Annotated in this window: 27 protein-coding genes; 15 read left to right on the top strand and 12 right to left on the bottom strand. The window is 40.0% G+C overall.

Annotation, left to right across the window (positions count from 1 at the left end; genetic code table 11):
- The first annotated feature begins 21 nt into the window (after window positions 1-21).
- From PR767_RS15580 to PR767_RS15525, 12 genes are all read left to right on the top strand, one after another.
- On the top strand, window positions 22-2511 hold the full coding sequence (locus tag PR767_RS15580; RefSeq protein WP_272520580.1) for a fimbria/pilus outer membrane usher protein: 2490 nt from the start codon (window positions 22-24) through the stop codon (window positions 2509-2511).
- A 13-nt stretch (window positions 2512-2524) separates the two neighbouring features.
- Complete coding sequence (locus PR767_RS15575) at window positions 2525-3253, top strand: fimbria/pilus periplasmic chaperone (RefSeq protein WP_109911929.1); 729 nt, start codon at window positions 2525-2527, stop codon at window positions 3251-3253.
- A gap of 28 nt (window positions 3254-3281) precedes the next feature.
- Window positions 3282-3632 (top strand): hypothetical protein, encoded by a 351-nt coding sequence (locus PR767_RS15570; RefSeq protein ID WP_102139510.1) that lies wholly within the window; start codon window positions 3282-3284, stop codon window positions 3630-3632.
- Window positions 3625-4152, top strand: a complete 528-nt coding sequence (locus PR767_RS15565) for a fimbrial protein (protein WP_102139511.1) — start codon at window positions 3625-3627, stop codon at window positions 4150-4152. Before PR767_RS15570 ends, PR767_RS15565 begins: the two co-directional genes overlap by 8 nt.
- A gap of 11 nt (window positions 4153-4163) precedes the next feature.
- Window positions 4164-4673, top strand: coding sequence for a fimbrial protein (locus tag PR767_RS15560; RefSeq protein WP_004905345.1), 510 nt, complete (start codon window positions 4164-4166; stop codon window positions 4671-4673).
- Between the two features lie 15 nt (window positions 4674-4688).
- Window positions 4689-5741, top strand: a complete 1053-nt coding sequence (locus PR767_RS15555) for an adhesin (protein ID WP_272520579.1) — start codon at window positions 4689-4691, stop codon at window positions 5739-5741.
- An 18-nt stretch (window positions 5742-5759) separates the two neighbouring features.
- Window positions 5760-7205, top strand: a complete 1446-nt coding sequence (locus PR767_RS15550) for an O-antigen ligase domain-containing protein (RefSeq protein WP_226538033.1) — start codon at window positions 5760-5762, stop codon at window positions 7203-7205.
- 59 nt (window positions 7206-7264) lie between these two features.
- The gene (locus PR767_RS15545; protein WP_109911926.1) at window positions 7265-7528 is read left to right on the top strand and encodes a helix-turn-helix domain-containing protein; all 264 of its coding nucleotides are present in this window, start codon (window positions 7265-7267) and stop codon (window positions 7526-7528) included.
- Between the two features lie 152 nt (window positions 7529-7680).
- Entirely contained in the window at window positions 7681-8238 is a 558-nt protein-coding gene (locus PR767_RS15540) for a LemA family protein (RefSeq protein ID WP_109911925.1), read from the top strand.
- A 29-nt stretch (window positions 8239-8267) separates the two neighbouring features.
- On the top strand, window positions 8268-9311 hold the full coding sequence (locus PR767_RS15535; RefSeq protein WP_181937081.1) for a hypothetical protein: 1044 nt from the start codon (window positions 8268-8270) through the stop codon (window positions 9309-9311).
- Between the two features lies 1 nt (window position 9312).
- Window positions 9313-9840, top strand: a complete 528-nt coding sequence (locus PR767_RS15530) for a LemA family protein (RefSeq protein WP_110732251.1) — start codon at window positions 9313-9315, stop codon at window positions 9838-9840.
- A 134-nt stretch (window positions 9841-9974) separates the two neighbouring features.
- A complete protein-coding gene (locus tag PR767_RS15525) occupies window positions 9975-10367 on the top strand; it encodes a hypothetical protein (protein WP_109911923.1) in 393 nt (130 codons plus the stop codon).
- 17 nt (window positions 10368-10384) lie between these two features.
- Here the strand turns inward: PR767_RS15525 and PR767_RS15520 are convergent, their stop codons facing one another.
- The 8 genes from PR767_RS15520 to PR767_RS15485 form a co-directional block, all read right to left on the bottom strand.
- On the bottom strand, window positions 10385-11608 hold the full coding sequence (locus tag PR767_RS15520) for a RhtX/FptX family siderophore transporter (protein ID WP_272520578.1): 1224 nt from the start codon (window positions 11606-11608) through the stop codon (window positions 10385-10387).
- Window positions 11586-13019 (bottom strand): PepSY-associated TM helix domain-containing protein, encoded by a 1434-nt coding sequence (locus PR767_RS15515; protein ID WP_272520577.1) that lies wholly within the window; start codon window positions 13017-13019, stop codon window positions 11586-11588. Before PR767_RS15515 ends, PR767_RS15520 begins: the two co-directional genes overlap by 23 nt.
- A complete protein-coding gene (locus PR767_RS15510; RefSeq protein WP_210782783.1) occupies window positions 13016-13267 on the bottom strand; it encodes a hypothetical protein in 252 nt (83 codons plus the stop codon). Before PR767_RS15510 ends, PR767_RS15515 begins: the two co-directional genes overlap by 4 nt.
- Window positions 13267-15405, bottom strand: a complete 2139-nt coding sequence (locus PR767_RS15505; RefSeq protein ID WP_272520576.1) for a TonB-dependent siderophore receptor — start codon at window positions 15403-15405, stop codon at window positions 13267-13269. The genes PR767_RS15510 and PR767_RS15505 overlap by 1 nt, the downstream gene beginning before the upstream one ends.
- Window positions 15406-15512: 107 nt before the next feature.
- On the bottom strand, window positions 15513-16382 hold the full coding sequence (locus PR767_RS15500) for a helix-turn-helix transcriptional regulator (protein ID WP_109911918.1): 870 nt from the start codon (window positions 16380-16382) through the stop codon (window positions 15513-15515).
- Between the two features lie 96 nt (window positions 16383-16478).
- Window positions 16479-17660: a cyanate transporter gene (locus PR767_RS15495; RefSeq protein ID WP_109911917.1), complete on the bottom strand. Its 1182-nt coding sequence runs from the start codon at window positions 17658-17660 to the stop codon at window positions 16479-16481.
- Window positions 17657-18124 carry a nucleoside deaminase gene (locus PR767_RS15490; protein WP_109911916.1) on the bottom strand — a complete coding sequence of 156 codons (468 nt, stop codon included), beginning with the start codon at window positions 18122-18124 and terminating at the stop codon, window positions 17657-17659. Before PR767_RS15490 ends, PR767_RS15495 begins: the two co-directional genes overlap by 4 nt.
- Window positions 18124-18810 carry an ankyrin repeat domain-containing protein gene (locus PR767_RS15485; RefSeq protein WP_272520575.1) on the bottom strand — a complete coding sequence of 229 codons (687 nt, stop codon included), beginning with the start codon at window positions 18808-18810 and terminating at the stop codon, window positions 18124-18126. The genes PR767_RS15490 and PR767_RS15485 overlap by 1 nt, the downstream gene beginning before the upstream one ends.
- A gap of 84 nt (window positions 18811-18894) precedes the next feature.
- Between PR767_RS15485 and PR767_RS15480 the strand changes: the two genes are divergently transcribed.
- Both PR767_RS15480 and PR767_RS15475 read left to right on the top strand, forming a co-directional pair.
- Window positions 18895-19752: a LysR substrate-binding domain-containing protein gene (locus tag PR767_RS15480; RefSeq protein ID WP_164528454.1), complete on the top strand. Its 858-nt coding sequence runs from the start codon at window positions 18895-18897 to the stop codon at window positions 19750-19752.
- Window positions 19749-20099: a nuclear transport factor 2 family protein gene (locus PR767_RS15475; RefSeq protein WP_109911913.1), complete on the top strand. Its 351-nt coding sequence runs from the start codon at window positions 19749-19751 to the stop codon at window positions 20097-20099. The genes PR767_RS15480 and PR767_RS15475 overlap by 4 nt, the downstream gene beginning before the upstream one ends.
- Window positions 20100-20173: 74 nt before the next feature.
- Here the strand turns inward: PR767_RS15475 and PR767_RS15470 are convergent, their stop codons facing one another.
- Window positions 20174-21136, bottom strand: a complete 963-nt coding sequence (locus PR767_RS15470; RefSeq protein WP_272520574.1) for an agmatinase — start codon at window positions 21134-21136, stop codon at window positions 20174-20176.
- Between the two features lie 50 nt (window positions 21137-21186).
- Entirely contained in the window at window positions 21187-22407 is a 1221-nt protein-coding gene (locus PR767_RS15465; protein WP_004914405.1) for a sodium/glutamate symporter, read from the bottom strand.
- Window positions 22408-22689: 282 nt separating this feature from the next.
- On the opposite strand from PR767_RS15465, the gene PR767_RS15460 reads away from it, so the two are divergent.
- Entirely contained in the window at window positions 22690-23541 is an 852-nt protein-coding gene (locus tag PR767_RS15460; protein ID WP_272520573.1) for a LysR family transcriptional regulator, read from the top strand.
- Between the two features lie 95 nt (window positions 23542-23636).
- On the opposite strand, the gene fbaA is transcribed toward PR767_RS15460, so the two are convergent.
- Together fbaA and pgk are read right to left on the bottom strand one after the other, a co-directional pair.
- On the bottom strand, window positions 23637-24713 hold the full coding sequence (gene fbaA, locus PR767_RS15455; RefSeq protein WP_004914411.1) for a class II fructose-bisphosphate aldolase: 1077 nt from the start codon (window positions 24711-24713) through the stop codon (window positions 23637-23639).
- Window positions 24714-24772: 59 nt separating this feature from the next.
- Window positions 24773-25936, bottom strand: coding sequence for a phosphoglycerate kinase (gene pgk, locus PR767_RS15450; RefSeq protein WP_272520572.1), 1164 nt, complete (start codon window positions 25934-25936; stop codon window positions 24773-24775).
- Window positions 25937-25984 lie beyond the last annotated feature (48 nt).

Below are 25984 nucleotides of genomic sequence, written 5' to 3'. Positions count from 1 at the left end.
AATTAATTTGATGAAAAAATCATGGTTAAATTTAATATTTACTCTTACATCATTGTGACTTCTTTTGTATCTTCAATCTCTTCGTTAGCCTATGCTGTCGAATTTAATACCGATATGTTAGATACGGAAGACACTCAAAATATTGACTTTAGCCAATTTTCTCAGGCTGGATTTATTATGCCTGGTATTTATCATTTAACCCTCAAAGTCAATAATGAGAGTATGGGTAGTGCACAAGATATCACTGTGATAGCGCCACAATCCCAAAACAATAATTTATTCGATACCGTTTGTGTTCCCGTTAATATTCTTGATCGTTTAGGGCTTACTCAAGACGCAATTAAATTAATTAAATATCGTGATGAGGGTAAATGCCTTGATTTATCTCCGCTTGAAGGTGCTTCATTAAATATAGATTTATCAACATTAACGCTATCCATTTTAATTCCACAAAGCTATTTAGAATATACCGATCTCAGTTGGGTTCCTCCTTCACGTTGGGAGGAGGGGGTAAATGGGTTTTTATTAGATTACAACCTAACAGGTTCTTTAACGCGTCGAGATTCAGGTTCACGAGAATCGTACCTTTCTGCTAACGGAACAACAGGGCTTAATTTTGGTGCATGGCGTTTACGCGGTGATTACCAAGCAAACTATCGAAAATCGACAGGAAGCTTCAAGAACCAATATAGCGATGCCACATTTAGCCGATTATTTGCATATCGCTCAATAAAATCTATTGCATCTATTTTAACGTTAGGTGAGAACTACTTTTACTCTGCTATTTTTGATTCTTGGCAGTACACCGGGGTATCTCTTGAAACCGATGAAAATATGATGCCCCCTAAATTAACGGGTTATGCACCAGAAATTATTGGTATTGCTCAAACTAATGCCACTGTTATTGTCAAAAGCCATAACCGTATAGTTTTAGAAACAACCGTACCTGCTGGCCCTTTTCGTATCCAGACACTAGATAGCTCCATTCGTGGAACATTAGATGTGACTGTGCGAGAAGAAAATGGTGAAGAGCAACAATTTAGCATTACCACTGCAGCATTACCCTATTTAACGAGACCAGGGCAAATCCGCTATAAATTTGCAGCGGGTAAACCACGTTTTAATGGCCGCCAGCTCGAAGGTGATTTAACTGCGTCGGGAGAACTCTCTTACGGGTTAAATAACCTTTGGTCTATCTATGGGGGATCCGTTTTATCAAAAAATTATCAGGCATTTTCAGCTGGCTTTGGCCGTGACCTGTTTTCATTCGGTAGCCTTTCGTTCGATGCGACTCAGTCACATGCTCAATTGCTTGATAAAACATTAACTGGCCGAAGTTATCGACTTAGTTATTCAAAATCATTTGATGAAGCCAGAACTGACATTACATTCGCAGGGTATCGTTTCTCTGATGAAACCTATCGCTCTTTGCAACAAACGTTGGATGAACGACGTACTGGTAATGAAAGCCAAGCTCAAAAAGAAAGCTATCAAGTTAATATTAATAAATATTTTGATGATTTCTCATTGGGTGGAAACTATCAATATAATACTTATTGGAATAGTGAAACAGAAGAACAATACAGCTTATACCTAAGTACTCTTTTAAATTGGGCGGCTATTGGGCTAAAAAATATTAACCTGACAGCGTCTGCAACTCGTTCAAAAAGAGCAGGATATCAAGATGATGCGATCAGCTTATATTTCACTATTCCTTTAAGTCAAGGAAGTAGCGTCAGCTTTTCTGAAGGTTATACCCGCAACCAAAATGGCCAACACAGCTCAACACATAATATCGGCTATAGCGGATATAGTGAGCAGCGCAATTATAACTTAAATGTCGGTTATCAAACAGGAAGCCATCAGGATGACCAAACCAGCTTTAGTGGTTATTTAAACCAAAATCTTCCTTATGCCTCCATTTCAGGAAACGCAAGTTATGTCCCGAACGAATATCACAGTGTTGGGGGATCAATTAATGGTGGAATTACCTTAATTAAAGAAGGCATTGCCATGCACCAAGCCGCTTATGGCGGTACTCGACTCGTTGTAGAAACACCTGGAGCAGCTAACGTTCCTCTGAGTGGTGGCGTTTATCAAACTAATCACTTTGGACTCGCTGTATTGCCAAATGTGAGTAGTTATCGGAAAACCAGTGCATCTATTAATACCAGTAAATTACCAAAGGATGTTGAAGCATTAGAGACTGTCACCGATGCAACTTTGACTCGTGGAGCAATCGGATATCGTCGCCTCAACGTTATTCAAGGTGAAAAAACGTTCGCTCGCTTAAAGCTGGCTGATGACACTTATCCACCTTTTGGCACTAGCGTGCGTAATAGCAACAATATTGAACTCGGAATTGTTGGTGAACAAGGTATTACGTGGATTGTTGGTATCCAACCTAAAGACTTACTCAATCTCTATTGGGGAAATAAACACCAGTGTAGCGCCCATGTGCCTGATGTGATTAATCCTCAGGAGATTTACCCAACTATTATTTGCCGTTAATAAGAGAACTAAGATGAAATTGAATTCCCCTTTTTTATTACTTACTAGCGTATTCACGCTGACTATGAGTGTAATTTCAGTTACGAATGCTGCGGTTACACTTGATCGCACTCGTATAATTTTCGATGGAAATCAATCGTCTATTAATATTACGATCCGTAATGATAACCCGGAGCTACCTTATTTAGCCCAGTCGTGGTTGGAAAATGCATTAGAACAAAAATTGGAAACCGGCCCTATTATTGCCACTCCGCCGATTCAGCGCATGGAGCCCAAATCAACTAGCCTAGTTCGCCTAAGCACCGCACCTGACATTGCAAAGTTACCGCAAGACAGGGAATCCCTGTTTTATTACAACCTGCGTGAAATCCCGCCTAAATCATCAGAAGCGGGTGTGTTGCAAATTGCATTACAAAGCCGTGTAAAACTATTTTATCGCCCTGAAAACATTGTTGCACAAAGCAAAACAGATTGGACGAAACATATAACATTAACAACAACATCATCGGGCTATACGTTAAATAATCCAACACCATTTTATTTAACTGTAATTGGTTTAGGGAACAGCCAAAAACAATCTGAAGAAAGTGATTTTGACGCGGTTATGGTACCGCCAAAATCTAATCAAATGATTAAATCCTCCAAATTTTCAACACCTTACCTGACATATATCAATGATTATGGTGGAAAGCCTTCACTTGCTTTCAAATGCCAAGCTTCAAAGTGCAGTGTGACGGAATAATGAGTAAAAAATAGATAGGAGCAGAACAATGAAATTGAATTACCTAGCACTATGGGCTTTTGCTATACCTATTTTTGCTGAATCTGCTGTGCCTGTGACAACAGGTACAATATATATCAATGCGCGTATTGTTACTGCTCCTTGTCTACCTGATATCTCATTAAAATTAAATGAAAGTACTTTAATTGCAGCAACCTATAGCGTGGAAATGCATTTTTCTCATTGTAGCAAACCAATACAAAAGCAAGCTTGGGCGCCGTTTACACTGAAATTAGGCAATAACCAATACGTGCTAACACAACCACGACGCAATAACACCATTTTATTCTCTATTCCTGCTAGTAATAAGATGCAACGTGTGGAAATAAATTATGACTAGATACTCAACATTATTATTTAGCCTTTTATTCCTAACATGGAATACCAGCTTTGCCAATAGCCTAACCGTTTACTTTGAGGGTGTGCTAGTGCCTCTTGGTTGTCGGCTGAGTGATGATGATACACAAAAAAAAATATATCTTTCTGGGCTACGTTTTTCTTCAATCGAAACATTAGGACGTTCAGATATGCAGCCATTTAAGTTGGATATCATGGACTGTTCTGCAATGGCTTTGAATAAAACGATCAAAATAACGTTAAATACCCAAAATATTGAAACACATAATGGTATTAATTATTTAAAAACCACAGGTGAATCTAATGTTTTATTAGCTCTGACTGATAGTCGTGGTAAAGAACTGGAGCTTAATACAACAATTGATGTCAGCACAGTTACTGAATCAGGTAAAGGATCTGTTAATACACTTTTATTTGGTGTTTATGCTCAAAAACCCTTTAGTACTCGTTTAAAAACAGGGGGGTTTTCCTCAACTGTTACTTTTAACCTTGATTATCAATAAGGAGAATTGAAATGAAATTCATTTGTTTTTCATTCCCTTTAATTAGCTTATTAGTTTCCTTAGGTACTCAAGCGGATGTGCTAATTTCTCTTTCTGCTAAATTGGTTAGACCGCCATGTGTACTTACAGCAGAAAATGGCGAAAAAGAATTAGTCATTAATTTTCGAGAGGTGGCGCTAGACAGACTAACTGAAGAAAAACAGTCCTTTGGTATTCTCATTAAACAATGTGAACTTCGAAAAAATTTACAAGTTTACCTATCTCCTAGAGAAGGAAGTACTTTAACAATAAACAATGAAACCGTGCTTGCGACCTCTATTAATGGATTGGGTATTCGTTTTTCAGAAGAAAATAAAAGTAATGCACTCAACCTTAATAAATGGGAAAGGATTGCTCCATCCGTAAGTGGTGATACAGGGAAAGTTGTTATTCAATCACAATTAGTCACTAATCAAGCTATTGAAAATCTCACTGCAGGGCCATTTAGTGCCGCTTTATCAGTGATGGTTGATTATCTGTAATATTGGGAAGTCTTTATGAAAAATATAAAAATATATTCACCATTACTTTTGTTACTACTCTTAATTAGCTTAAATTCCTATAGTGCGACCCGCTATTCAGGAAGTGGTGGTGGTTATAAAATGAGCTTAGTATCTAACAACTCCGTTGTTTCTAACACCCCAGCAATTGGAAGTGATAACAATAAATATTTTTTAATCGCTCCAGCAAATAGCTCCGGTATTGTTATTAATGAAAGTACATCTCAGCCTTATGGCTCTGTATATTGTACTGTGAATTTCTTACAAGGTAATTATTCCGCTGGTCTTCCTTGGAGCTACGCCTACCACCGTGTCTTTGCCTATATGCCAGAGGCAGGCTTTACTATTGGTGGGCTGACCGCATATAAAATAAACAACAATACATTTTTTACTCTTTATTCTGAGAATGGAATAACCAGTGGCTGGCGAAATATTTCAGGGAGAGGATGTTCTAATGAAGAAATGGGGCCATTAGCAACATCATTTTTTACTGTTCATTTTCCTTTTACCGTTAGAGTTTATGTCAAAGATATTCCTGTTGATGGAAAAATTGTTATTCCAAACGCAATGATCGCAGGTTATACACGATTATTCCAAGACTATGGAACACCAGATATTTATGTACCTATTGATAAAGCCACCGTTAAATTAGACCTTGCTACATCAGTTATCAATTATCCGTCAAATTGCCGTTCCAATATTGATAATTTAAATATTGATCATAAAACACTGGATGCTTATGAATTTAATAGTAAAGAAACTCGTACTGTTACCTATACATGCGATAGAGTGCAGCCAGTTAAAGTAAAATTAACTTTAGACTATGCCACAGATAGCGATCCACAAAAAAGACTCCCTTTAAAATCAGGAAATAACACTATTTATTCTGAGCTTACAATTTATGATGAACAAAATAATCAAAGTGGAAAAACATTTGAAACAACAATTGATAAAGTAAAAAACATTATGATTGAAAGTAAAGTTTCTGGTTATAACGCCGAACCAGGAGACTACAAAGGTAATGCTTGGTTAATCGCCACATTTATTTAATTTAGCGGTAAGTGTACTATGATAATAATATCCCGCGCACTATTTATTGGTATCTTTATTGTTTGGCACCTTGCTAGTCTTATTTATATCGATAGCCTAGGAAGCCTAAGACAATCATTACCACAAAACATTATTAGTTGGTTATCTATTTCCTTGACAATATCTATTATTGCATTTACTGTTTTCTATCGGAAAATTAAAATAATCATTACATTACCTGCTATTTGCTACTGTTTCTCTTTAGCCATTCTAATGATGGGATTAATATCTTATCAGGGAGAAAATAATAGTATTGATTTTTGGTATTGTTCTGGTATTACTGTTGGCGTATTACTCTATATTGCAGGGTTACAAGTGAGAAAAAAATGGTTAATACAATCATTTTGTATTTACTGTTATATCACTATTAGTGTAGCTCAAGCCTTTATCACTGCATATCAATATATATTTGAAGCCGATATTTTTTATCTTGCATCTGGTATGAGGTCAAATGGATTATCACAACAAGTCAATATATTATCAGTTAACATGGCGGCTGCATGCTTATTATCTCTAATGACTCTTGTGTTATCACAATTTTCGTTGTTATCTGAGCGTTATGAAAAAATTAGGGTTGTATTACTTGGAACTTGTATTTTATTTTTCACATTAACTTTAGTTGTTCTGCAGTCTGTTATTGCTTGGCTAAGCTTTACTGTTTGTGCATTTATTTTTATTTGCCTTTTTTACAAGAAAAACCCTCTACGTGTTAGCGCTAGTTATTTTATTATTGCTGTAGCAATTTTTATTGGAATTTATCTAATAAGGCTATGCCCTCAGTATATTGCAACTGAAATTATGAACCAATTCCATTTAAAACAAATGTTGCGTTTTTCTATTACTTTATTCTTAGAGAAACCTTATGATGCATGGGAGCAGTCTTTTTTATTTGAAAACAGTTATGAAAGAACAGCAATTCCTTTTTTCAGCCCTAAAATGTATATTGTTCCTCATCCACATAATGAAATATTACTCTGGCTGATGACTGGAGGGTTCACTAATTTGATTTTTTTATCTTTATTATTAACCGGAGGTATCTATGTCGTATTTCAATCTTTTATAAAATATAAAATTAACGGAAATGGTTACCCATTGGCAATCATTCTATCAATAACCCCTATTATTATACATAATCATGTTGAATACCCTTTTTTACTTTCTGTATTACACTGGGGGATCGTCATATTATTTCTATCATTCTCAGATGCCGCTTTCGCATTAGAAGAACAATCCCTATTTTATATTAACAAGCAACTATCTTATTTATTCAGCTTTATTATATTTATTATTGGATTGGGTGTATTTATTATTGGGCTATTTCTATTTAATGGAGAGAAATCTTTTTATGCACAGGGTAGTTATCATAACGAAAGCATAGCAATTCGAGTATCGAGTTCAATTAGCTTAGAAAAAAATAACGTATAAAAAAACATAAATAAACCTAATTTTCACTCAAGTAGTGTTATATTAATCAGGACAGTATTATGAGAATATATCAAACTGAAATTTCAAACACCTATATAGGACTACAACTTCGTAAGCGCCGCTTGCAAATGGGCTGGACAGCACACACTTTAGGGAAAAAGTCGGGATTAAGCCAACAACAAATTTCCCGTTATGAACGCGGTACGCAGAATTTTACGATTCATCGACTATGTATATTTGCTAATGTACTGCAGTGTGACCTAGATTATTTTCTTGAACAGAATATCTATGAGAACCATTCCCTTGTCGATATAAATCTTTAAGCACTGTTTAAACAGTAAAATCTGATTTTGTCATAAAGCAAGATCAGATTTTCTTTATTCTAACCTCACTTTCATTCTTTTCTGATTGCATAAGCGATAAGGCTCTTATATTTTTAACTCAAATCACTGATCATGGGTTAAAAGGTACCAATATGACCATCACACTTATCGTTGTATTTGTTTTACTCTTATTGGCCATAGGTTGGGGGATCTCTATCTATAACCGCCTGGTCAATACCCGTAATCAAGTCAGCAATCAATTTGCCAATATTGATGTTATTTTAAAGCAAAGAGCAGATCAGATTCCTCAGCTAGTCACTATTACGGAAAAAGCGATTGAACATGAACAAACGTTATTTACCTCATTAAGTGATGCACGCCAACGCTATTTCAATGCCCAAAATATGAATGAAAAAATCGCAGCATCGAATGAAATGAACCGTGCACTGGGTAACCTTGTAGCCATTGCGGAAAATTACCCCACCCTCATTTCTGGTGAGCAATTCACCCAATTACAAATCGCTTTAAGTGATGTTGAAAATAAAATAGCCCAACGACGTGAAGGCTTTAACGACGCAACAACAGAGTATAATACTGCAATACAAATGTTCCCTGATAGCTTAATTGCCAATGCCTTTCGTTTTTCAGCACTGCCATTACTTGATATTTCTGAAGATGAAAAAAAATATCAAGGCGTCCAGTTTAAATAATGTAAGCCTAAAGGTATTAATGCGTGAATATGTATTTTTTACTCGGAGCCGCCATTGGTGCCTTAATTTTATTTATTGATAATAAATTCTCGGTAAATAAAAAAGTAAACTGGGGGATCATTCCTTTCGTCGGTGTTGCTTGTGGTATGTGGTACTCACTCTCACCTTCTACCCGTGATTATGTCAGTATCATTTATTATGTCGTTGTACTGGTCATCACCTTTTTTATTACTCGTAGTGTCGTCAATTCTAGCAAAGTAGCCTACCAACGTTATCAGCGCTTACAAAATGAAGGCTCATCAAAGTTTAGTGCGTTTCTTAGAGTCCTTGTGGGAATGCTGATCGCCACTTGCCTATTTGCTGGGTTCTTTATCGACATACGCGTATTTTTTATCGCATTTGTCTTAGCCTTCGTATTTAAAGCAATTGAAAATACACCAACCAAGCGCTTCTTAAAATTTCAGAAAAACCTAGCCACCTCTAAAATACGCTCAATGGCGATGGGACTTGTGGAAGTTGAAGGGAAAATCACGGCGGGCACGTCCATTAAAAGCCAGCTAGGTAATAAAACCTGCTATGGCTCCTTTTATTTTGAATATTCCATATCAAAAGATAAAGACGGTAAAAAAAGCTATACCTTACAAAGTAGTAAGTGCAACATGCACAGCTTTACCCTAACGGATGATACGGGCTCTGTTAAGGTAGAATGTGACCCTGATTATTTCGTTTACCCGGGCTTAGAGCCGCATATGGATGTTGAAAGCGGTAATCGCCGTTACACAGAGTATTTACTTGAAGCAAACCGCAGTTATTTATTAATTGGTACAGCAGACGCTAACGAAAAAGGCGAATCGGTTATTATACGTAAAGCACCTCATATGCTATTAGGCGTCTCCCCCTCGGACTATGTCGTTCGTTGGAACAAAACAGGTCCATTACGTCGAAATTTAGCTATTACCGCCATGATTGCACTTTTTCTGATTGGTGTGATTTTAGTTACGCCAATGGATTATCAAAACGGGCAGCTAAATATGCATTTCGACCAGATCGCATTATTTGATGGTAATGACTAACATGGAAAAGCTTATTTTTTTCATCATCATTGCGGTTATTAGCTATATTTTTATACGCTATCTTATTAATATTTATAATAATATTGTATTTTTAAAAAACAATTGCCATAAAGCGTTTGCTAATATTGATGTATTGCTAAAGAAGCAAATTGAATTAGTGCCGGTATTAACTCACGTTGCAGATAAAGCGATGGCACATGAAAAGCAGCTGTTTAGTGAATTGATTGCCAGCCGCCAGCGCTATTTATCCAGCAGCGCGATCGAAACCAAAGTCGATATTGCGAATCAACTGACAGCGAAAATAAAGCCACTGCTCGCGGTTGCAGAAAACTACCCAACACTAATTAGTAAAGCAGTCCTAAGGGAATTACAAACCCAAGTAAAACATATTGAAGACCAAATTGCAGACCGACGTGAATTTTTCAACCAAACCGTCACACTCTACAATACAGATATTCATGTTTTCCCCAATCTGATTTTTGCCAGATTATTTCGTTTTAAAGATATCCCCCTACTCTACTCTAAATAATTCGAGTTGCAGGTAGGCGACAAAGGAAGATAGGCCGATGAGCATACACAAGTATGTGATTCGGCTAGCTGAGTGTAGTCAACACCCTTGCAACTTGAAGTATGACGAGTATATGGCAAACAGGAGCGTTTATAATGATAAGTATCCCTTTCTCTTGGTTTGGTTTCACCGATTGGCTCATTGAGCAAGAGGCAGGGCTTATCATTATGTTTGCGACATTCGGTACACTACTTTTAACGGTTGCCGTCCTTATCATCCTCAATATATTCGGGTTAAAAAAGTACTCGCTCTACATTGCAGGTGCTTTATTTTGTTCCGTTTTCATTAGCATGATGGTCATGATCCCACTGTTACTGCTTTTTAGTATTGAAAATTCAATTAAGTTGCAACTTGTCTGGTTGGTGATCGTTGCCAGTTGCTTAATTTCATTTTTAAGCAACCGACACTATTTAGATATCTACTTCAATTCCATTGCAAAGAAAGCGAATAAAGAAGTCAAAAAACAAAATAAGAAACGTAAAAAATAGCACCGGATCTATTTATCTTAAACTCGCTCTGTTTCTAATCGCTGCATATAGCGGTAGTGCGAAAATGTCACTAACAGCGCAATAAAGGCAATTAACGCCCCTAATATAAACCCACCGGAATAGCCTACCGCTGCGGTTAAACCTACAAGCATCATTGAACTGGCTAATTCACCAATATCACGGGTACTTTGTACTGCTGTCATATCAGTACCTGCTTGCTGATAGCGCGATGCAAATTGCATCCCGGCCGTCATTATCGCGACTGATGTAATCCCCGCAGATAACGAACCAAATGTAATACACAGTGCAACTAAAGAAATAGAAACACCATTAGCCGATTGCAACAGCCATAACAATGAAGATAACAAAGCAAATAACAGACCAAATGAGAAAGCGCGCCACACACCGGTTTTACCGATTAACCACGCCCCACCACCACAGCCCAGTACTAGTGTGACTATCCCCCCTGCCATGCCCATTTTACCAATTTGCGCTAATGACCAACCCGCATCATTTAGGAATAGTTTGGCTAAACCAAAACCGGAAACAGCCGTCACCGCAGAAAGCAAAGTTAATAACAATAAACGCGGAGCACCACGACGTTTTACCGTTTTTAATAGGCTCGCTTTTTCGTTCATATCCTGTGTTATTGATGGCGTTTTTAATGGACAGACACTAATAAACAATAAACTGAGTAACGGCACGCAGGCTAAAACCCCCAAAGCAAGGTGTTGGCCTAAACTTTCACTCATGATCATCAACCCTGCGCCACCAATAAAAAAGCCCGCCATCACCCCTGCTATCTGTAACGCATTGATCTTTGATAACATTGTGCCACTGACCTGCTCCGCAGCCATACCATCTGTTGCAATATCTTGGGTAGCACTGGCAAGGGAAGCGGCAAACAACAATACAATGCAGGGTAAAGCATTCTCAACCGATAACCCGATGGTGCTTAGTGCGAACATCGTTATCGTGACAATAATTTGCATTGGAATAATCCAACTTTTACGGCGACCTAAACGATTCCCCCAATGGTTATCAACAAACGAAGCCCATAAAAATTTCACCACCCATGGCAAACCGACTAATGGCAAAAAAGCTAATGCTTTCAGTTCGCCTCCGTCATGGCGTAAAAAAGTAGGTAATGCATCCATTGCTATCCCCATCGGTATCCCTTGCGCAAGATAAAGTAACCCCAACGTCACCACTAACTGTTTATTTTGTAATAGATCTTTCATACTCACTCCGCGCACGTTTTGCTGTGCCTGACAATTTTCGACAACCGAATAAAATACATAAAAGCCCTATTCCGCCACATAACAAAACGAGATTGATACGAGAAAAAGGCAACGAACTAAACAGATAGGAGGCTATAAATGCGAATAGCAACAAAACAGCGGAGAATAAAAGGCATGCCTGCAAGCTCAACTGTGCATTTTTGCAGAGTAAACTCGCTATACAGGCTATCCCCCAGCCCATAAAAAAGTGCATTGGTAGCAAAGCAGTGAACCATGGTATTAGCGCTAATAGTGCGCATGCGGACAACAGCAATCCACCACAACTGCCCACAATGAACCTTGCCGCTAGGCTATAACTTCTTTTCCAACACCATATGGCGAGGCCGACAGAAACCAATATCAGCCCACTCACCCCTGCGATAAAATGCAGATAACTCAATGTATTACTTATTTTAGGTAACCATTGATATTGCCCATAATGCAAAGGTTGGATGGCGATAAAAGCACGTGTCCAAATACCTTGCTGTGCAGAATCCCGCACTGCAACTAACTGGCGCTTTTTACTATCAAATTGATATTGTTCAAAGTTAGAGGTAGATAACTGTCCATTACGCACACCGCCAATCACCCACGTATCACCTTGCTTGAACAAGATTTGAGGGATAAAGCTAGGGACTGTTTGCTGTAATGCGCTGATTGCCGCAGTAATCGAGCTTTCAGCCACGGGAACCGGTGTTTTCAGTGGTTTAAACTCGCCCATCAAGGTTTTCATGATAATTTGTGGATTATCCGGTGCACCCCTTTCACCAAGGGAAACCGTTCCTAGCGCCCCTAGGCCTGATAATGCTCCGGTAAACGCAAATAAAACCAGCCACGGATAACACCATAGGCCAAGCCAGCTATGTAAATCATGGAGAAACACTCTCAAGTGTGTCACACGCGGCAAGCGCACCATTGTGGATATTCTGCGGCGTTGTATCACTAGCCCTGTGATTAACAAAACGGCGAATGCAAAACCAAATAAACTGATAAAAACTCGCCCAGGAAAATCCATAAATAAGTTTTTATGTAATGTTACTAGCCACATTGTCGGGCTGTTTAAGGCAACCAATTCACCGTTAATCGCGCTATAGCTTAATTCACATCTTCCCATACCTTGGCAAAAAGTGATCTCAGGATTATGCTGCTCAGGCAGCTGGATCATGGTTGCACTTGGTTGCAACGCAAGAAGCTGTTCGAGTGGTAATAACTCACCTGAAAGTGGCACATTGTTCCACCATAACCGCAATGCATCACTACCTAAGCTCCAACACCCTGTGAATAGGATCACAAACAGAAAAACGCCAAATAGCGCCCCCGCACTGCGATGTAATTGGTCTAAACGACGAGTGAGAGGCTGTTTATGCTTCATACCCACCCCGCCATCATTAAAAAAAGCGGCAATAGCCACCAGCTATAGCTACGTACTAATAATTTTCGCCAATTTAGTGCACTGAAGTTATAAACTAATAATCCCATCGTGATGATAACGCTTAGAAATATTGCACCATATACGCGTTCGAGCGGATCTGCTGATGGATAAAAACGTGCTATCAACATTGATAGCACGATCCCACCGAACAACGTGCCAACAACTGCTAGGCAACTGACTAATTTCATTAAAAATCAGCCTTCAATGTAAACATTACATTACGTGGATCACCATAGCGGTTATTCCATTGTGGAGAGAAGAGTCCTGAGTAATAACGACGGTCGAACAAGTTATTAACATTAACCGCTGCCGTCCATGTCTCATCGATTTGGTAACCTAAGCGGGCATTAAAAATGGCATACCCACCTTGACGCAAGGTTACATTACCATTGCTAGTGCTGTAGGCGCTTTGCGCTTGCATACCACCGCCCAAGCTCCATTTGCGCTCATTCCAAGGTAGGTCATAGTTAGACCACACGCGTAGCATATGACGAGGGGTTAAAGTGTTATAAGACTCCCCTTGATGCTGACTGTCATCACGGTATTTCGTATCCGTATAGGTATAACCCACCGATACATCCCAGAAAGGTGTTAGATAGCCAATACCTTCAAGCTCAAAACCTTGGCTACGAACTTTACCACCACTAATGAAATAATTGTTAAAGCCCCCTGTTGGGTGTGCAGGGTCAATTTGTGGGTTATTTTTAATATCAATTTGGTAAATAGCACCTGATAGGTTTAATCCGCCATTGAATAGCGCGCCTTTGACACCCGTTTCAAGCGTTTGCCCTTCAACAGGCTTGAGCATTTTTCCGCTCCACGTTTTTCCTGTTTGTGGCTGATAGACTGTTGAATAGCTGCTATACCATGACCATTGCGGCGTAAAATCCCAAATCACACCACCGTAGGGAGTAAGGCGGCCATTTTCGGTGAAGTTTGCTGTTGGTGTTTTGACATCCCACCAGCTATCACGCACCCCCGCAATAACAGTAACAGGTTCGATCACTTTGATACGTCCCATCCCGTATAGACCCTTTTGCGTCGTTTTGGTTGGCCCTGCGGAACTATAAACGCCAACATTAGGTTTTGGTACACTGTGAGGGTCCCAACGATACACGTTCACTGGCACATTTAAGGCGGGGTCTAAATCTGCGCTATATTGCTTTTCACTGGCATGTGAGTAACTTGCACCGACAACTACATCATGGGTTAACCCCCATGCGTCTACCTTACCGTTTAAACTGGTATCTAAGCTGGTTTGTTCGTTACGGAATTTATACGCTCCCCCCATTAACATTGCACCATCACCGGTTACAGGGTCGATATTTCCCCATGCTCCTGCGTACAATAATCGGGCATTTACATGTTGATACTCTGCGTTAAGCTTATATTGCCAATCATCATTGATTTTATGTTCAATACCCGCAAATGAACGGGAGGTATCCCACTTGAAGCGGTCCCAATCCACATCTAAATAGGTTTTACGTGGTAGATGTAAATCACTGCCATCTTTACCGAAAGGAACACCTGCCATATTGGTAACAGAATCAATTGTTTGGAATTGTGCCCCAATACGCAGTAAAGTATCTGGGGTAACATCGATGTCAACAGTACCGTACATCAACCGTGTTTGTTGGTCAGAGATATCATAAAAATAGTCTTTATCTTCCCATGCCATGACAAACCGCCCACGCACTGAACCTGATTGATTCAGTAGGCCCCCAACGTCCACTTCTCCACGATAACGATCCCAACTTCCCGCACTTAAGCTCAACTTGGCCATATTTTCTTTTGGCGCATGTTTTCTTACCATATTGACGGTTGCGGCGGGGTTTCCCATACCATGTAAAAGGCCGTTCGACCCGCGAAGAATTTCAACCCGCTCATATACCGCCATATCTTGAGGAGAACTGGCCATGTTACCTAATAGAGCTGGCACACCATCAATTTCAAATGAATCAATCTGGAAGCCGCGCACATAATAAGCCGTTGTTAACTTCACATAGGGCGCACTGGTTACCCCTGTTGCACGTTGCATTACATCATCAAGCGTTTGTAGGTTTTGTTTTTCAATTTGCTCTCTATCAATCACGCTAACAGATTGCGCCACTTCCCGTGGTTTGAGTGCAATTTTTCCGAGTGTTGTCACCCCCGGTGCAACATAGTCATCATCAATCTCTGAAGATGCGGTCACTTGTATAACATCCTGTTTCGGTTGCATAGGTGCTGCATTCACCATCGCAGAGCAACTCACTGTTGCACACAAAAGGGCACAAGGTGTTAAGCGGAATTTTCCGCGTGACTTAATGTTATAAACGGACAGCATTTCCCACCCTAAAAAAGTTAAATGATAATTGTTATCAATTTAACAATTAATGTAATGGGATACTTTCGACCGCCGGAATTTGTCTATCGTTATCCGGCTACACACTGTTATTTTTTGAGTTGATTAGGTGAAATGCCAAAACGTTTGCGAAATGCAACGGAGAAATGAGCGGGGGTATAGCCGACTTGGTAAGCCACTGTTGAGATATTTGCATCATTCATACTCAATAGCTGGAAAGCTGTTTCCAAACGGGTCTCCTGCAACCAGCCATAAATACTATTGCCAAATAATTGGCGAAAGCCTTGCGTGAGTTTACGGGTATTGACCCCTAACCGTTTAGCCAATTCATCTAAACTGGGTGGGGATTCCATTTCCTGAATCAATATAGTTTTTGCCATATGCAAGATATCAATATCTCTCTGGCGTAGTACGCTCATAACAGGCGTATTTGTATGAGATAGCGAATGATGTAAGCACAGTGCCGTAATTTCAGACACTTTAGCGCTTAAATAGAGTTGGCGTAATGACGAATGAGTTGGGCAAGCAAATAACTGATGAGTGATCGCCAGTACACTCGGTGGAATAACCAACTGTAATAGCTTTGGGGAACGAGGATGATAACAAGTATCTGGTAAACTTAATTGTTGCATTTCCAACCATTCAGGAGAAATATCTATCATGGTGTATTTCATGGTTTGCTGGCCATAAAATTGATTATTCAATAGATAATTTTGCGAGCTGCTCGATAAAATCAAAGAAGGTGAATTGACTTCAACATTTTGTCCCGCACTACTACGGCAACCCATTGCCCCTTGATGGATAGCCACAATTTTGAGCCCAGCGGCTTGTTCTTCTTCAATACCTAAATCACGGTTAATCAGAAACTCACCGCGGCGGATCCGGATAAATTCACCAACAGTTTGTTCTTCACGGGCTGAATGTGCTTGTGTGAATTTATCTTCAATACGCTGCTGCATAGAGCTCTTACCTAGACGAATAAATAAACAGTTATAGTGGCAAAAAAACACCAAGATAACAATAATTATCATTCGCAATAAAAAAGAGGAGATTAATTATCTTAAATTGAAGATTTGACTATAGCTTTTAGGGTTCAAACGCAAATAAAGAATCAATGTTACTAATACAAAGACCACATGCATTGCCCATACCCATGTAAAACTCTGGCTGACTTGATGTAACCAAGCCGCCACTAATGGCCCAAATGCAGCAATAATAAAGCCACCAGCCTGCATCAACGACGTTAATGCGCCTGCGCTAACGGGATGAGGAAGGTGATCTAAAGCCGTAATAATACTGAGTGCAAAGCAGCCGCCTAACCCCATGCCTAATAGCGCCACCCACAAAAGTGGCACATCGCTGGCAAACAGCATCAGCCCAGAAAAACCAAGTGCTTGGCAACTGAGCGTGACTATCAACCAAAAGCGACGATCAATATTATGCGAAGCAAATACAGGGATCATTAGCGCAGATAACGCCTGAAATACCGTTAATATGGCAACAAACGTGCCACTTTGTGCAGCACTCATTCCCTGCTCTTGGAAAAAAGGTGCCAACCAAGTCACTACGGTACCATAACCCGCATTAATCAGCCCAAAACCTGCCATCAATAACCATGCTCTCGGCTTTCGTAAGAACACCAATACTGAAACTGATTCTACTTTTGAACTCCGCTCTGTATGTACATTCGCCCAAATAGCCAACAACGCCAGCAAAGCTGGGAAGGCAAGCCACGCTAAGGCACTCTGCCAATGGCCTGTCATTTCATCAACTAAAGGGGTGAGCTGTGCGCCAATTGCTCCCCCCGCCATTAACGTGGCGGAATACAACCCTGTCATCATCGCCATTTTTTGGGGGAAATTCGCTTTAATGAGCCCAGGAAATACCGACTGAATATAAGCCGCCCCCACACCACATAAAAAAGCCGTTAATAATAAAGCCGCACCATCAACAACAAAGTAACGAGCGAGTGAACCGACTAGCAGTAATAGCATTGCAGTACTGATCCCTGCACGCTCGCCTATACGTTGGTTTAACATCGGTACAACCAATGCCCCAACTCCCATCAACAACATGGGTAACAAGGTTAAAAGCGAAATGCTTTGATAACTCATCCCTGTCGTTTGAATGATATTGTCGATAACGGGCCCTGGGCCCGTCATAAAGGGCCGTAAATTCAACCCTACTAAGACAATGGTCAGTATCAACGCCAACGAAGATGGTGCTGTTTTACTCATTTAGATTGCCGTTCCCACCACTGTTGGTATAGGGTGCTGCGCATTTCACCGTTGGGCTTTAATTGCTCAAACAGTAAACCTGATTGTTGTTCAGGCGCGACTCTCAGCGCTTTGGCAATGGCATCCGTAGAAAGCCCAAAAGGTGCGGCATCATCGTTTGAATAGGCGTAAACGACCCGAGAGATACCCGCCATTCGCATGGCAGCAAGGCACATGGGACAAGGCTGTCCACTCGCATAAACCACACAGTCATCTAATTTCACGCGGCTTAATTTTTGCCCTGCCTGACGCAGCGCCATCAGCTCTGCATGGGCAGTTGGGTCATTGAGTTCAAGCATCTGGTTGACGCCACTTGCAACGACTTGCCCATCACAGACAACAATTGCGCCAAAAGGTCGTCCGCCAGCTTGCACGTTTTCCATTGCTAAGTTGATAGCTTGTTGCAAAAATTGCGTATCCGACATTATTTCGCTCCTGAATTCTCAAGAATTTCAATCAAATTACGGTAACCTTTACTTTTTGCCAACGTCAACGGTGATATCCCCGAGCCATCCGCTAAATTGACATCTGCGCCGCCTTTAATTAATTCAGTGACAATTTGTGCGTACTTATCGCTACCATCACCCAAAATAATCGCTTCAATCAGTGCAGTCCAACCCAACCGATTAACGTGATTCACATCAACCCCTGCATCAATCAAGGTTTTGACTGTCGTTACGTGTCCGCGTTCTGCTGCAGGGATCAGCGCGGTTCCCCCGTAGCGATTAGTGCTTTTCAAGTCAGCGCCATTTTTCAGGGTTAATAGTAAAATATTTTGCAGCCCACGCGCCCCTGAATAAAGGTACGGTGAATCTTGCATGTTATCCTTCGCATTCACATCTGCACCGCACTCAATTAAATAGCGCGCCACATCCACACGGTTTTCATGGGTTGCCGCCATCAACGCAGTACGTTGGCGTAAATCGCGCTGTTCAATATTCGCGCCTTGCTCAACCAAGGACTTAACAGCTTGTAGATTACCTTGTTCCGCCAATGACACCAAAGAATCAAGTTGTGGATTCGCCATACCTTTCACCATAAATACCAATGAAACCATAAGAATGCTAGCTAAGTGAACCAACCATTTCGCACGTAAAAAGAATGTTTTCATGATTAATCTCCCCGATGACTCTTTAATCTACTGAAAAAGTATGCTATTTAAAAATTAAATAACTAAATGATAGGTATTTATAAAATGAATCCATTGCTCAATCTTGTTTTGTTGAAAACCTTTGTCACTGTTGCTGAAACAGGGAATTTCACCGTGGCTTCACAGCATTTAAATTCAACGCAATCAACATTGAGCCAGCAGATTCAACGGCTAGAAACTTTAGTCGGCCAGCCTTTATTCATCCGGGGACACCGTATACTTACCTTAACCGAAACTGGTGAGGTTTTGTTGAGTTATGCAAAAAATATCTTAGTACTTAATGATACCTTCTTTATGAAAATCACTGGCAATGCGGTAATTCAAACTATTCGGCTCGGTTTTCCAGAAGATCTCGCTTCTGGCCAAGTTACCCCAACACTTGCTGCATTTATGCAAGCTAATCCCAATATACGGCTAGAAGTCACGAGTGGCCTAAGCCGCCAGCTTCATCAGCGCTACCAACATGGTGAGTTAGATTTAATTATTGTGAAACAGAAAAAAGGCGAATTTAAAAGCGATTACCATTGGCCTGAACCATTATGTTGGCTAATTAGCAACCAATATAAACACTTCAATAATGATTCCGTACCCTTGGTAGTTTTTCCTGAAAATGGTCTGTATCGTAATGATATGTTTAAGTTATTAGACAATGAACAGCGCCCTTGGCACATAACTTATACTTGTTCTAGCCTCGCGGGCATTCAAAGTGCTATCGCTGACGGGTTAGGGGTCAGCTTATTACCTTTGCGAGCAAAACTACCTCAACATCGAATTTTAACAGAAGAAGAAGGTTTCCCAGCCGCTCAAGAAATGGAAATTGCCATGCATTTCCACGCAAATACTTCGGATATTGTTACTCAGCTAGCCGAGAAACTGGCACAAAAATTGGAGGAACGCGAGTGATACATAAACTGATTGAATTAGAAAAAAAATTACATAACAGTACTAACCGACAGAATAGCCATTTTCTTCGTGAGATTTTGCATGCAGATTTTTTTGAATTTGCTCGTTCTGGAGGAACCAGTGATAAGCGAGATACGCTTTTGTCATTAGCAAATGAAATGGAAACATCTATTTATTCAGAAAATTATCACTGCTCATTCTTGAGCGATAATACCGTGTTAATGACCTATACCAGTTTTGAATTACACTATGGTAAAAAAATCAAACCCACCCATCGTTCATCTATTTGGCTAAAAAATTCAGAAAACCAATGGCAGCTGCGGTTTCATCAAGGAACCCCAATATAACTCTCTACTAAAAAATTTGAAGCCTACTGAAAAACAACAGCCTCCATTTGAAGACTGCTGTTTTTTATTGACGATTACTTATCAAAATAACCCGCTCGGATAGATGCCCCAATAAGATTCACCACGAAGCGCCCAGCAGTCACCCCCGTTAGCTTAGATGGAATATCTTTGGCTGGGGTAATTTCCACAATATCCATACCAACAACGCGACCCTTCTTCACTAAACCGTGAATTAGGCTCCGAGCTTGCAAATAGGTCACCCCACCAGGAGCTGGGCCATCAACTCCAGGCATGATACTTGGGTCAATCCCATCTGCATCAATACTAATATAGTAGTTCGAATTATCAGGGATCCGGTCTAAAATGGCTTGCATCCCAACCTCATGCAGTTCGTAGGCTGGAATAACATGCGCCCCATGGTCTTTAGCCGCTTGGTAATCCGCTGGGCGCCCACTACCTTGCGCACGTAAACCAATTTGGAAAATTTCACCGATATGTTTCATTTCTGAAGCGCGGCGGATCGGGCTTGAAAGGCCAGTATCGACACCATTAACCTCTTCACGCCAATCTAAATGCGCGTCAATATGCACAAGTGTAATCGGTCCTATTTCATCAAATCCCTGCAAAATAGGTGTTGTGATGCCATGATCGCCCCCTAAAACAATAGGAAGTGCTTTAGCTCTTAGTAATTGCCGAACCGCCTCAGCCGCACGTTGATGATGTTCCCCCAAAGGCTTTGATAAATCAGGAATAACATCACCACAGTCAACAAATTTAATATCTTTTCGGCCTTGTAATAGTGGCCCATCAATATCAAAATCATAATGATCTGGATGCCTAACAATTCGGTCACTCATATCACGTAAATATTGTGGAGCTCGAGATTGGTCATTGGTAAATGCGTGAGCACTATAAGCAGAACTAAATGGCATCCCTAGTATGGCAATATCCGCTTCAATGCCGGCCAATTCAGTCACTAATTCTGAATATAAAAATGTTTTATGGCCAACATGTGGGGGTGTCGTTAATTTTTTCATACCAACTATTCCTTCTTAGATTTAGTTTTATTTCTTTTATTTTTTATTTCTTAGCCACCAAATGTGTTAGCTAGGAATACAAATAGAGGGACGCCAACAATATCCGTTAATACTGTTCCAGCAATTGGAATAATAATGAATGCTTTTCGTGAGAATAACCCATATTTATTACAAATAGCGTCCATAACCACTAAGCCATTTGGTGTTGCACCTAAACCATGTCCAATAAAACCAGCGGACATAACAGCGGCATCATAGTTTTTACCTAATGCACGGTAAACAACGAATATAGCAACTAATATTGTTGTAATAACCTGAGATATTAATATAATCGTTAGTGGCAAGGCTAACTCATATAATTCCCAAAGTTTTAACTTCATCATTGCCATCACTAAAAACATTTCTAGTGATAGAGTAGAAATTAACACCACTGTATTACGAGATATTTTAATTATCGGCTTTCTTTCATTAATTGAATGAAATACAACACCAACAAATAAACTAAAAATATGGCCGGGAATGGTAAAGCCTGTTGCTGTGCTTATCCATTTCGCTGTCGGCATTCCGATAGCGAGTATGCTTAAAATAACCGCCCCTGTAATAATACATTGTTGGGCTGTAATTTTATCTTCTTTGCTGTTACTTTCTGCTAAATTTTCTAAATCAACATGGTCAGTTTCAATTTTTAATTTATTTCTTTGGATCAACCAGTTCCCAACTGGTCCCCCTAGAATTGACCCTGCAATCAAACCAAACGTTGAAGCCGCTAACCCAACATTCAGTGCTTGGTCATGACCAAAGGATTCAATCAGTGGTGCTAAAGATGCCGCCATACCATGACCACCCTGCATCGAGGCTTGGCCTGCCATCATGGCAACTAATGGCTCAATATCTAAAACATATGATAAACCAATGCTGACGCCATTTTGCATAAATGCCAGTCCCCAGCAAATTACCATATAAATCAGTAATATTTTCCCACCGCTCACTAATAGTTTAACACCTGTCATTAAACCAATTGTGACGAAGAATATATACATCGATAAGTCATATAATGTGTTATCAAAATTAAGTTCTACAATATTAAATTGATAAGCTAACCACATTACAATAGAAAACATAAACCCGCCGATAACAGGGCTAGGAATTGAATACTTCATAAAAAATGGGAACTTTTTTATAATTACATTGCTAGCGATTAATAATAAAGCCCCTAATGCTGTAAATGTAATCATATCTAATTTTATTGTTAACAATTCATCTGTGACCATAAATTAGAATCCTTTTGTATTTATATATATTTGGATTAATTATTATTTTGTGGCGCCACTTTGGTAATAATCTATTAACAACTACAACTTTAAGATATACGTATCTGATAGGAATAAAAGTGATATTTTTGATCCTATGGTTTCATAAAATGAAACCTTTTATAGAAAATAAAAATAATTTTAATAATTAAAATAAAACAACATTATTTGTGTCATTTGTGTCCCAACAAAAATTAAGCTAGATTAGCATTTAGTGATTCATTTCACGTAATAGGTATAAATATGCATAATAAAAAATTAACGGAAAAAGACTTAAAATCATTACGTGTTTTTACTTCTGTTGCAGAAGTCGGTGGCTTTACCATTGCAGAAAAAAAATTAAATATGTCAAAAGCGTCAATAAGCCGCCATATTCGTGAAATTGAAGAAAAACTCGGAGTCCAATTATGTGAAAGAGGACCTTCAGGCTTTAAGCTAACTGAATCAGGTTTATTTGTTATCGAAAAAGCAAAAACTGCTTTGAAAGCATTAGATAATATCAAAACTGAAGTTGATGAACGCCATGGGGTTTTATCTGGCACATTAGTTATTGGTGTTATTGAACATATTTTAACGGATCCACTCTGCCATTTATCAGCCACTATCGCTCAATTTACCCAAGAGGCGCCTAATGTCAAATTAGAGCTAAGCATACTCAACCATAATCAATTAAATAAAGCACTTAGCGACAGAACAATTCAAATTGGTATTCGGGGGCAGTATCACGAAAATAGCCGTTATAATTATCAATTCTTATTTATAGAAAACCATAAGCTTTATGTTTCTGCCAATACCGCCAGCAACAAGCATAATCTAGCATTGGTTTACCGGCCACATCCATTCACTGAAAGTATTTTAGCATCGGGTGAATTTAGTCGAGGCCCTGAAGCCGCTGGCCTTGAGGCCGTTGCCACCTTTATCGCTTCAGGTCACTATGTCGGAATTCTGCCCGAGAACTATGCCTCTCATATTAATTTTCGCCATTCACTGGTAGAAATGAACGATTCCCCTGTTTTTCATAACCGCATATGTGCGATCACTGAGGCCAGTAAACCGCTAACACAAAGTGAAGCATTATTTTTAAAACTACTTTGACAATTAAGTGAAACTTCGCTATCTACATGATCAAAAAATCCCCCAGTAAGTCACCTTACTGAGGGATTCATCACAAGAAACTTAATGCGTGTTAATTACAGAACATCGACACAGTTCAGTTCTTTAAATGCTTGCTCTAAACGAACAACCATTGACTCTTGTGCTTTACGCAGCCATACACGTGGGTCATAGTATTTTTTGTTAGGTTTATCCGCACCTTCTGGGTTACCTAACTGACCTTGCAGATAGCCTTCGTTCTTTTTGTAGTACTGTAAAATACCATCCCAAGTTGCCCACTGAGTATCAGTGTCGATGTTCATTTTGATAACACCGTAGCTAACTGCTTCTTTGATTTCAGCAGCACTTGAGCCAGAACCACCGTGGAATACGAAGTCTAAGCTGTTGTGTGGCAGATTATATTTTTCTGAAACGTAGTCTTGTGAATTACGCAGAATTTTTGGCGTTAACTGAACGTTGCCTGGTTTATAAACACCGTGAACGTTACCGAAAGATGCAGCGATAGTGAAACGTGGGCTTACTGCATTCAGTTTTTCGTATGCGTATGCAACATCTTCAGGTTGAGTATACAGCTCAGAGCTGTCCATTCCGGTGTTATCAACACCATCTTCTTCACCACCTGTACAGCCTAATTCGATTTCCAATGTCATATCGATTTTAGCCATACGTGCTAAGTATTTAGCACAGATTTCGATGTTTTCTTCCAGTGATTCTTCTGACAAGTCAATCATGTGAGAAGAGAACAGTGGTTTACCGGTTTTCGCGTAGTGTTTTTCACCTGCATCTAACAGGCCATCGATCCATGGCAGTAATTTTTTCGCACAGTGGTCAGTATGCAGAATAACAGGAACACCGTAGTGCTCTGCCATTTGATGCACATGATAAGCACCTGAAATTGCACCTAAAATTGCAGCTTGTTGGCCTTCTGCTTTCAAACCTTTACCTGCGATAAATGCGGCACCGCCGTTTGAAAACTGAACAATAACTGGCGCACGCACTTTCGCGGCCGTTTCAAGTACGGCGTTAATTGAATCCGTACCAACACAGTTCACCGCTGGCAATGCAAAGTTATTTTCTTTGGCAACTGCGAAAACTTTCTGTACATCATCACCCGTGATAACACCCGGTTTAACAAAATCAAAAATTTTAGACATGTGAAAAGGTCCTGTGGTAAACAGGCAGCCTACGCTGCCTGTTGTGTATGAACAATTAATTACGCTTTAGCACGTTCTTCTAGCATCACAACGGCAGGGAGCTTTTTGCCTTCAACGAACTCAAGGAAAGCACCGCCACCAGTAGAGATATATGAAATTTTGTCAGCAATATCGAATAAATCGATAGCTGCTAGGGTGTCACCACCACCAGCGATAGAGAATGCGTCGCTATCAGCAATCGCTTTTGCAACGATCTCGGTACCTTTACGGAAATTAGGGAACTCAAACACGCCTACTGGGCCATTCCAAAGAATGGTTTTGGCATTTTTCAGGATCTCAGCCAAGCGCTGTGCAGATTCATCACCTAAATCCAGAATTTGTTCGTCATCTTTAATTTCAGTACTCGCTTTCAGAGTTGCTGGTGCAGTTTCAGAGAACTCGGTTGCAACGCGAACATCCGTTGGTACTGGAATTTGGCAGTTTGCCAGTAATTTTTTCGCTTCAGGGATTAAGTCCACTTCATATAATGAGCGACCAACATTATTGCCTTCCGCTGCGATAAAGGTATTTGCAATACCGCCACCAACAATCAGCTGGTCTGCGATTTTAGATAGGGAATCTAATACAGTCAGTTTCGTTGACACTTTAGAACCACCAACAATCGCAACCATTGGACGAGCTGGGTTATCTAATGCTTTACCTAACGCTTCTAACTCACCACTCAGTAGTGGGCCAGCACAAGCAACTGGAGAGAATTTAGCAACACCATGTGTTGACGCTTGTGCGCGGTGAGCCGTACCAAATGCGTCCATAACATAAACATCACACAATGCAGCGTATTGTTTAGACAGGGTTTCATCGTCTTTTTTCTCGCCTTTATTAAAGCGAACGTTTTCCAGCACAACTAACTCGCCAGCTTCGATTTCAACACCGTTAAGGTAGTCTTTAACTAAGCGGACTGGGTAATCCATTTTGTCAGCCAGATAGTCAACAACAGGTTGCAGTGAAAACTCTTCGTTGTACTCGCCTTCGGTCGGGCGACCAAGGTGAGAAGTGACCATGACTTTAGCGCCTTGTTTCAGAGCAGCTTCAATTGTTGGTAATGAAGCACGAATACGTGCATCAGAAGTAACTTTGCCATCTTTTACAGGAACGTTTAAGTCAGAACGGATGAATACGCGTTTACCCGCTAAGTCTAAATCGGTCATCTTAATTACAGACATGGTGAATCCTCTCGTTGATTCTCTATAAAGTTTCCATCAGCGACTGTG

Source organism: Providencia sp. PROV223 (assembly GCF_028479245.1).
GTDB lineage: Bacteria > Pseudomonadota > Gammaproteobacteria > Enterobacterales > Enterobacteriaceae > Providencia > Providencia rettgeri.
The sequence above is the reverse complement of the archived record's forward strand: the minus strand, read 5'-3'. Positions and strand labels throughout refer to the sequence as shown.

Coding starts and splice junctions, on each gene's coding strand:
- PR767_RS15580 (WP_272520580.1), top strand. CDS start 22: ATGGTTAAATTTAATATTTACTCTTACATCATTGTGACTTCTTTTGTA.
- PR767_RS15575 (WP_109911929.1), top strand. CDS start 2,525: ATGAAATTGAATTCCCCTTTTTTATTACTTACTAGCGTATTCACGCTG.
- PR767_RS15570 (WP_102139510.1), top strand. CDS start 3,282: ATGAAATTGAATTACCTAGCACTATGGGCTTTTGCTATACCTATTTTT.
- PR767_RS15565 (WP_102139511.1), top strand. CDS start 3,625: ATGACTAGATACTCAACATTATTATTTAGCCTTTTATTCCTAACATGG.
- PR767_RS15560 (WP_004905345.1), top strand. CDS start 4,164: ATGAAATTCATTTGTTTTTCATTCCCTTTAATTAGCTTATTAGTTTCC.
- PR767_RS15555 (WP_272520579.1), top strand. CDS start 4,689: ATGAAAAATATAAAAATATATTCACCATTACTTTTGTTACTACTCTTA.
- PR767_RS15550 (WP_226538033.1), top strand. CDS start 5,760: ATGATAATAATATCCCGCGCACTATTTATTGGTATCTTTATTGTTTGG.
- PR767_RS15545 (WP_109911926.1), top strand. CDS start 7,265: ATGAGAATATATCAAACTGAAATTTCAAACACCTATATAGGACTACAA.
- PR767_RS15540 (WP_109911925.1), top strand. CDS start 7,681: ATGACCATCACACTTATCGTTGTATTTGTTTTACTCTTATTGGCCATA.
- PR767_RS15535 (WP_181937081.1), top strand. CDS start 8,268: ATGTATTTTTTACTCGGAGCCGCCATTGGTGCCTTAATTTTATTTATT.
- PR767_RS15530 (WP_110732251.1), top strand. CDS start 9,313: ATGGAAAAGCTTATTTTTTTCATCATCATTGCGGTTATTAGCTATATT.
- PR767_RS15525 (WP_109911923.1), top strand. CDS start 9,975: ATGATAAGTATCCCTTTCTCTTGGTTTGGTTTCACCGATTGGCTCATT.
- PR767_RS15520 (WP_272520578.1), bottom strand. CDS start 11,608: ATGAAAGATCTATTACAAAATAAACAGTTAGTGGTGACGTTGGGGTTA.
- PR767_RS15515 (WP_272520577.1), bottom strand. CDS start 13,019: ATGAAGCATAAACAGCCTCTCACTCGTCGTTTAGACCAATTACATCGC.
- PR767_RS15510 (WP_210782783.1), bottom strand. CDS start 13,267: ATGAAATTAGTCAGTTGCCTAGCAGTTGTTGGCACGTTGTTCGGTGGG.
- PR767_RS15505 (WP_272520576.1), bottom strand. CDS start 15,405: ATGCTGTCCGTTTATAACATTAAGTCACGCGGAAAATTCCGCTTAACA.
- PR767_RS15500 (WP_109911918.1), bottom strand. CDS start 16,382: ATGCAGCAGCGTATTGAAGATAAATTCACACAAGCACATTCAGCCCGT.
- PR767_RS15495 (WP_109911917.1), bottom strand. CDS start 17,660: ATGAGTAAAACAGCACCATCTTCGTTGGCGTTGATACTGACCATTGTC.
- PR767_RS15490 (WP_109911916.1), bottom strand. CDS start 18,124: ATGTCGGATACGCAATTTTTGCAACAAGCTATCAACTTAGCAATGGAA.
- PR767_RS15485 (WP_272520575.1), bottom strand. CDS start 18,810: ATGAAAACATTCTTTTTACGTGCGAAATGGTTGGTTCACTTAGCTAGC.
- PR767_RS15480 (WP_164528454.1), top strand. CDS start 18,895: ATGAATCCATTGCTCAATCTTGTTTTGTTGAAAACCTTTGTCACTGTT.
- PR767_RS15470 (WP_272520574.1), bottom strand. CDS start 21,136: ATGAAAAAATTAACGACACCCCCACATGTTGGCCATAAAACATTTTTA.
- PR767_RS15465 (WP_004914405.1), bottom strand. CDS start 22,407: ATGGTCACAGATGAATTGTTAACAATAAAATTAGATATGATTACATTT.
- PR767_RS15460 (WP_272520573.1), top strand. CDS start 22,690: ATGCATAATAAAAAATTAACGGAAAAAGACTTAAAATCATTACGTGTT.
- fbaA (WP_004914411.1), bottom strand. CDS start 24,713: ATGTCTAAAATTTTTGATTTTGTTAAACCGGGTGTTATCACGGGTGAT.
- pgk (WP_272520572.1), bottom strand. CDS start 25,936: ATGTCTGTAATTAAGATGACCGATTTAGACTTAGCGGGTAAACGCGTA.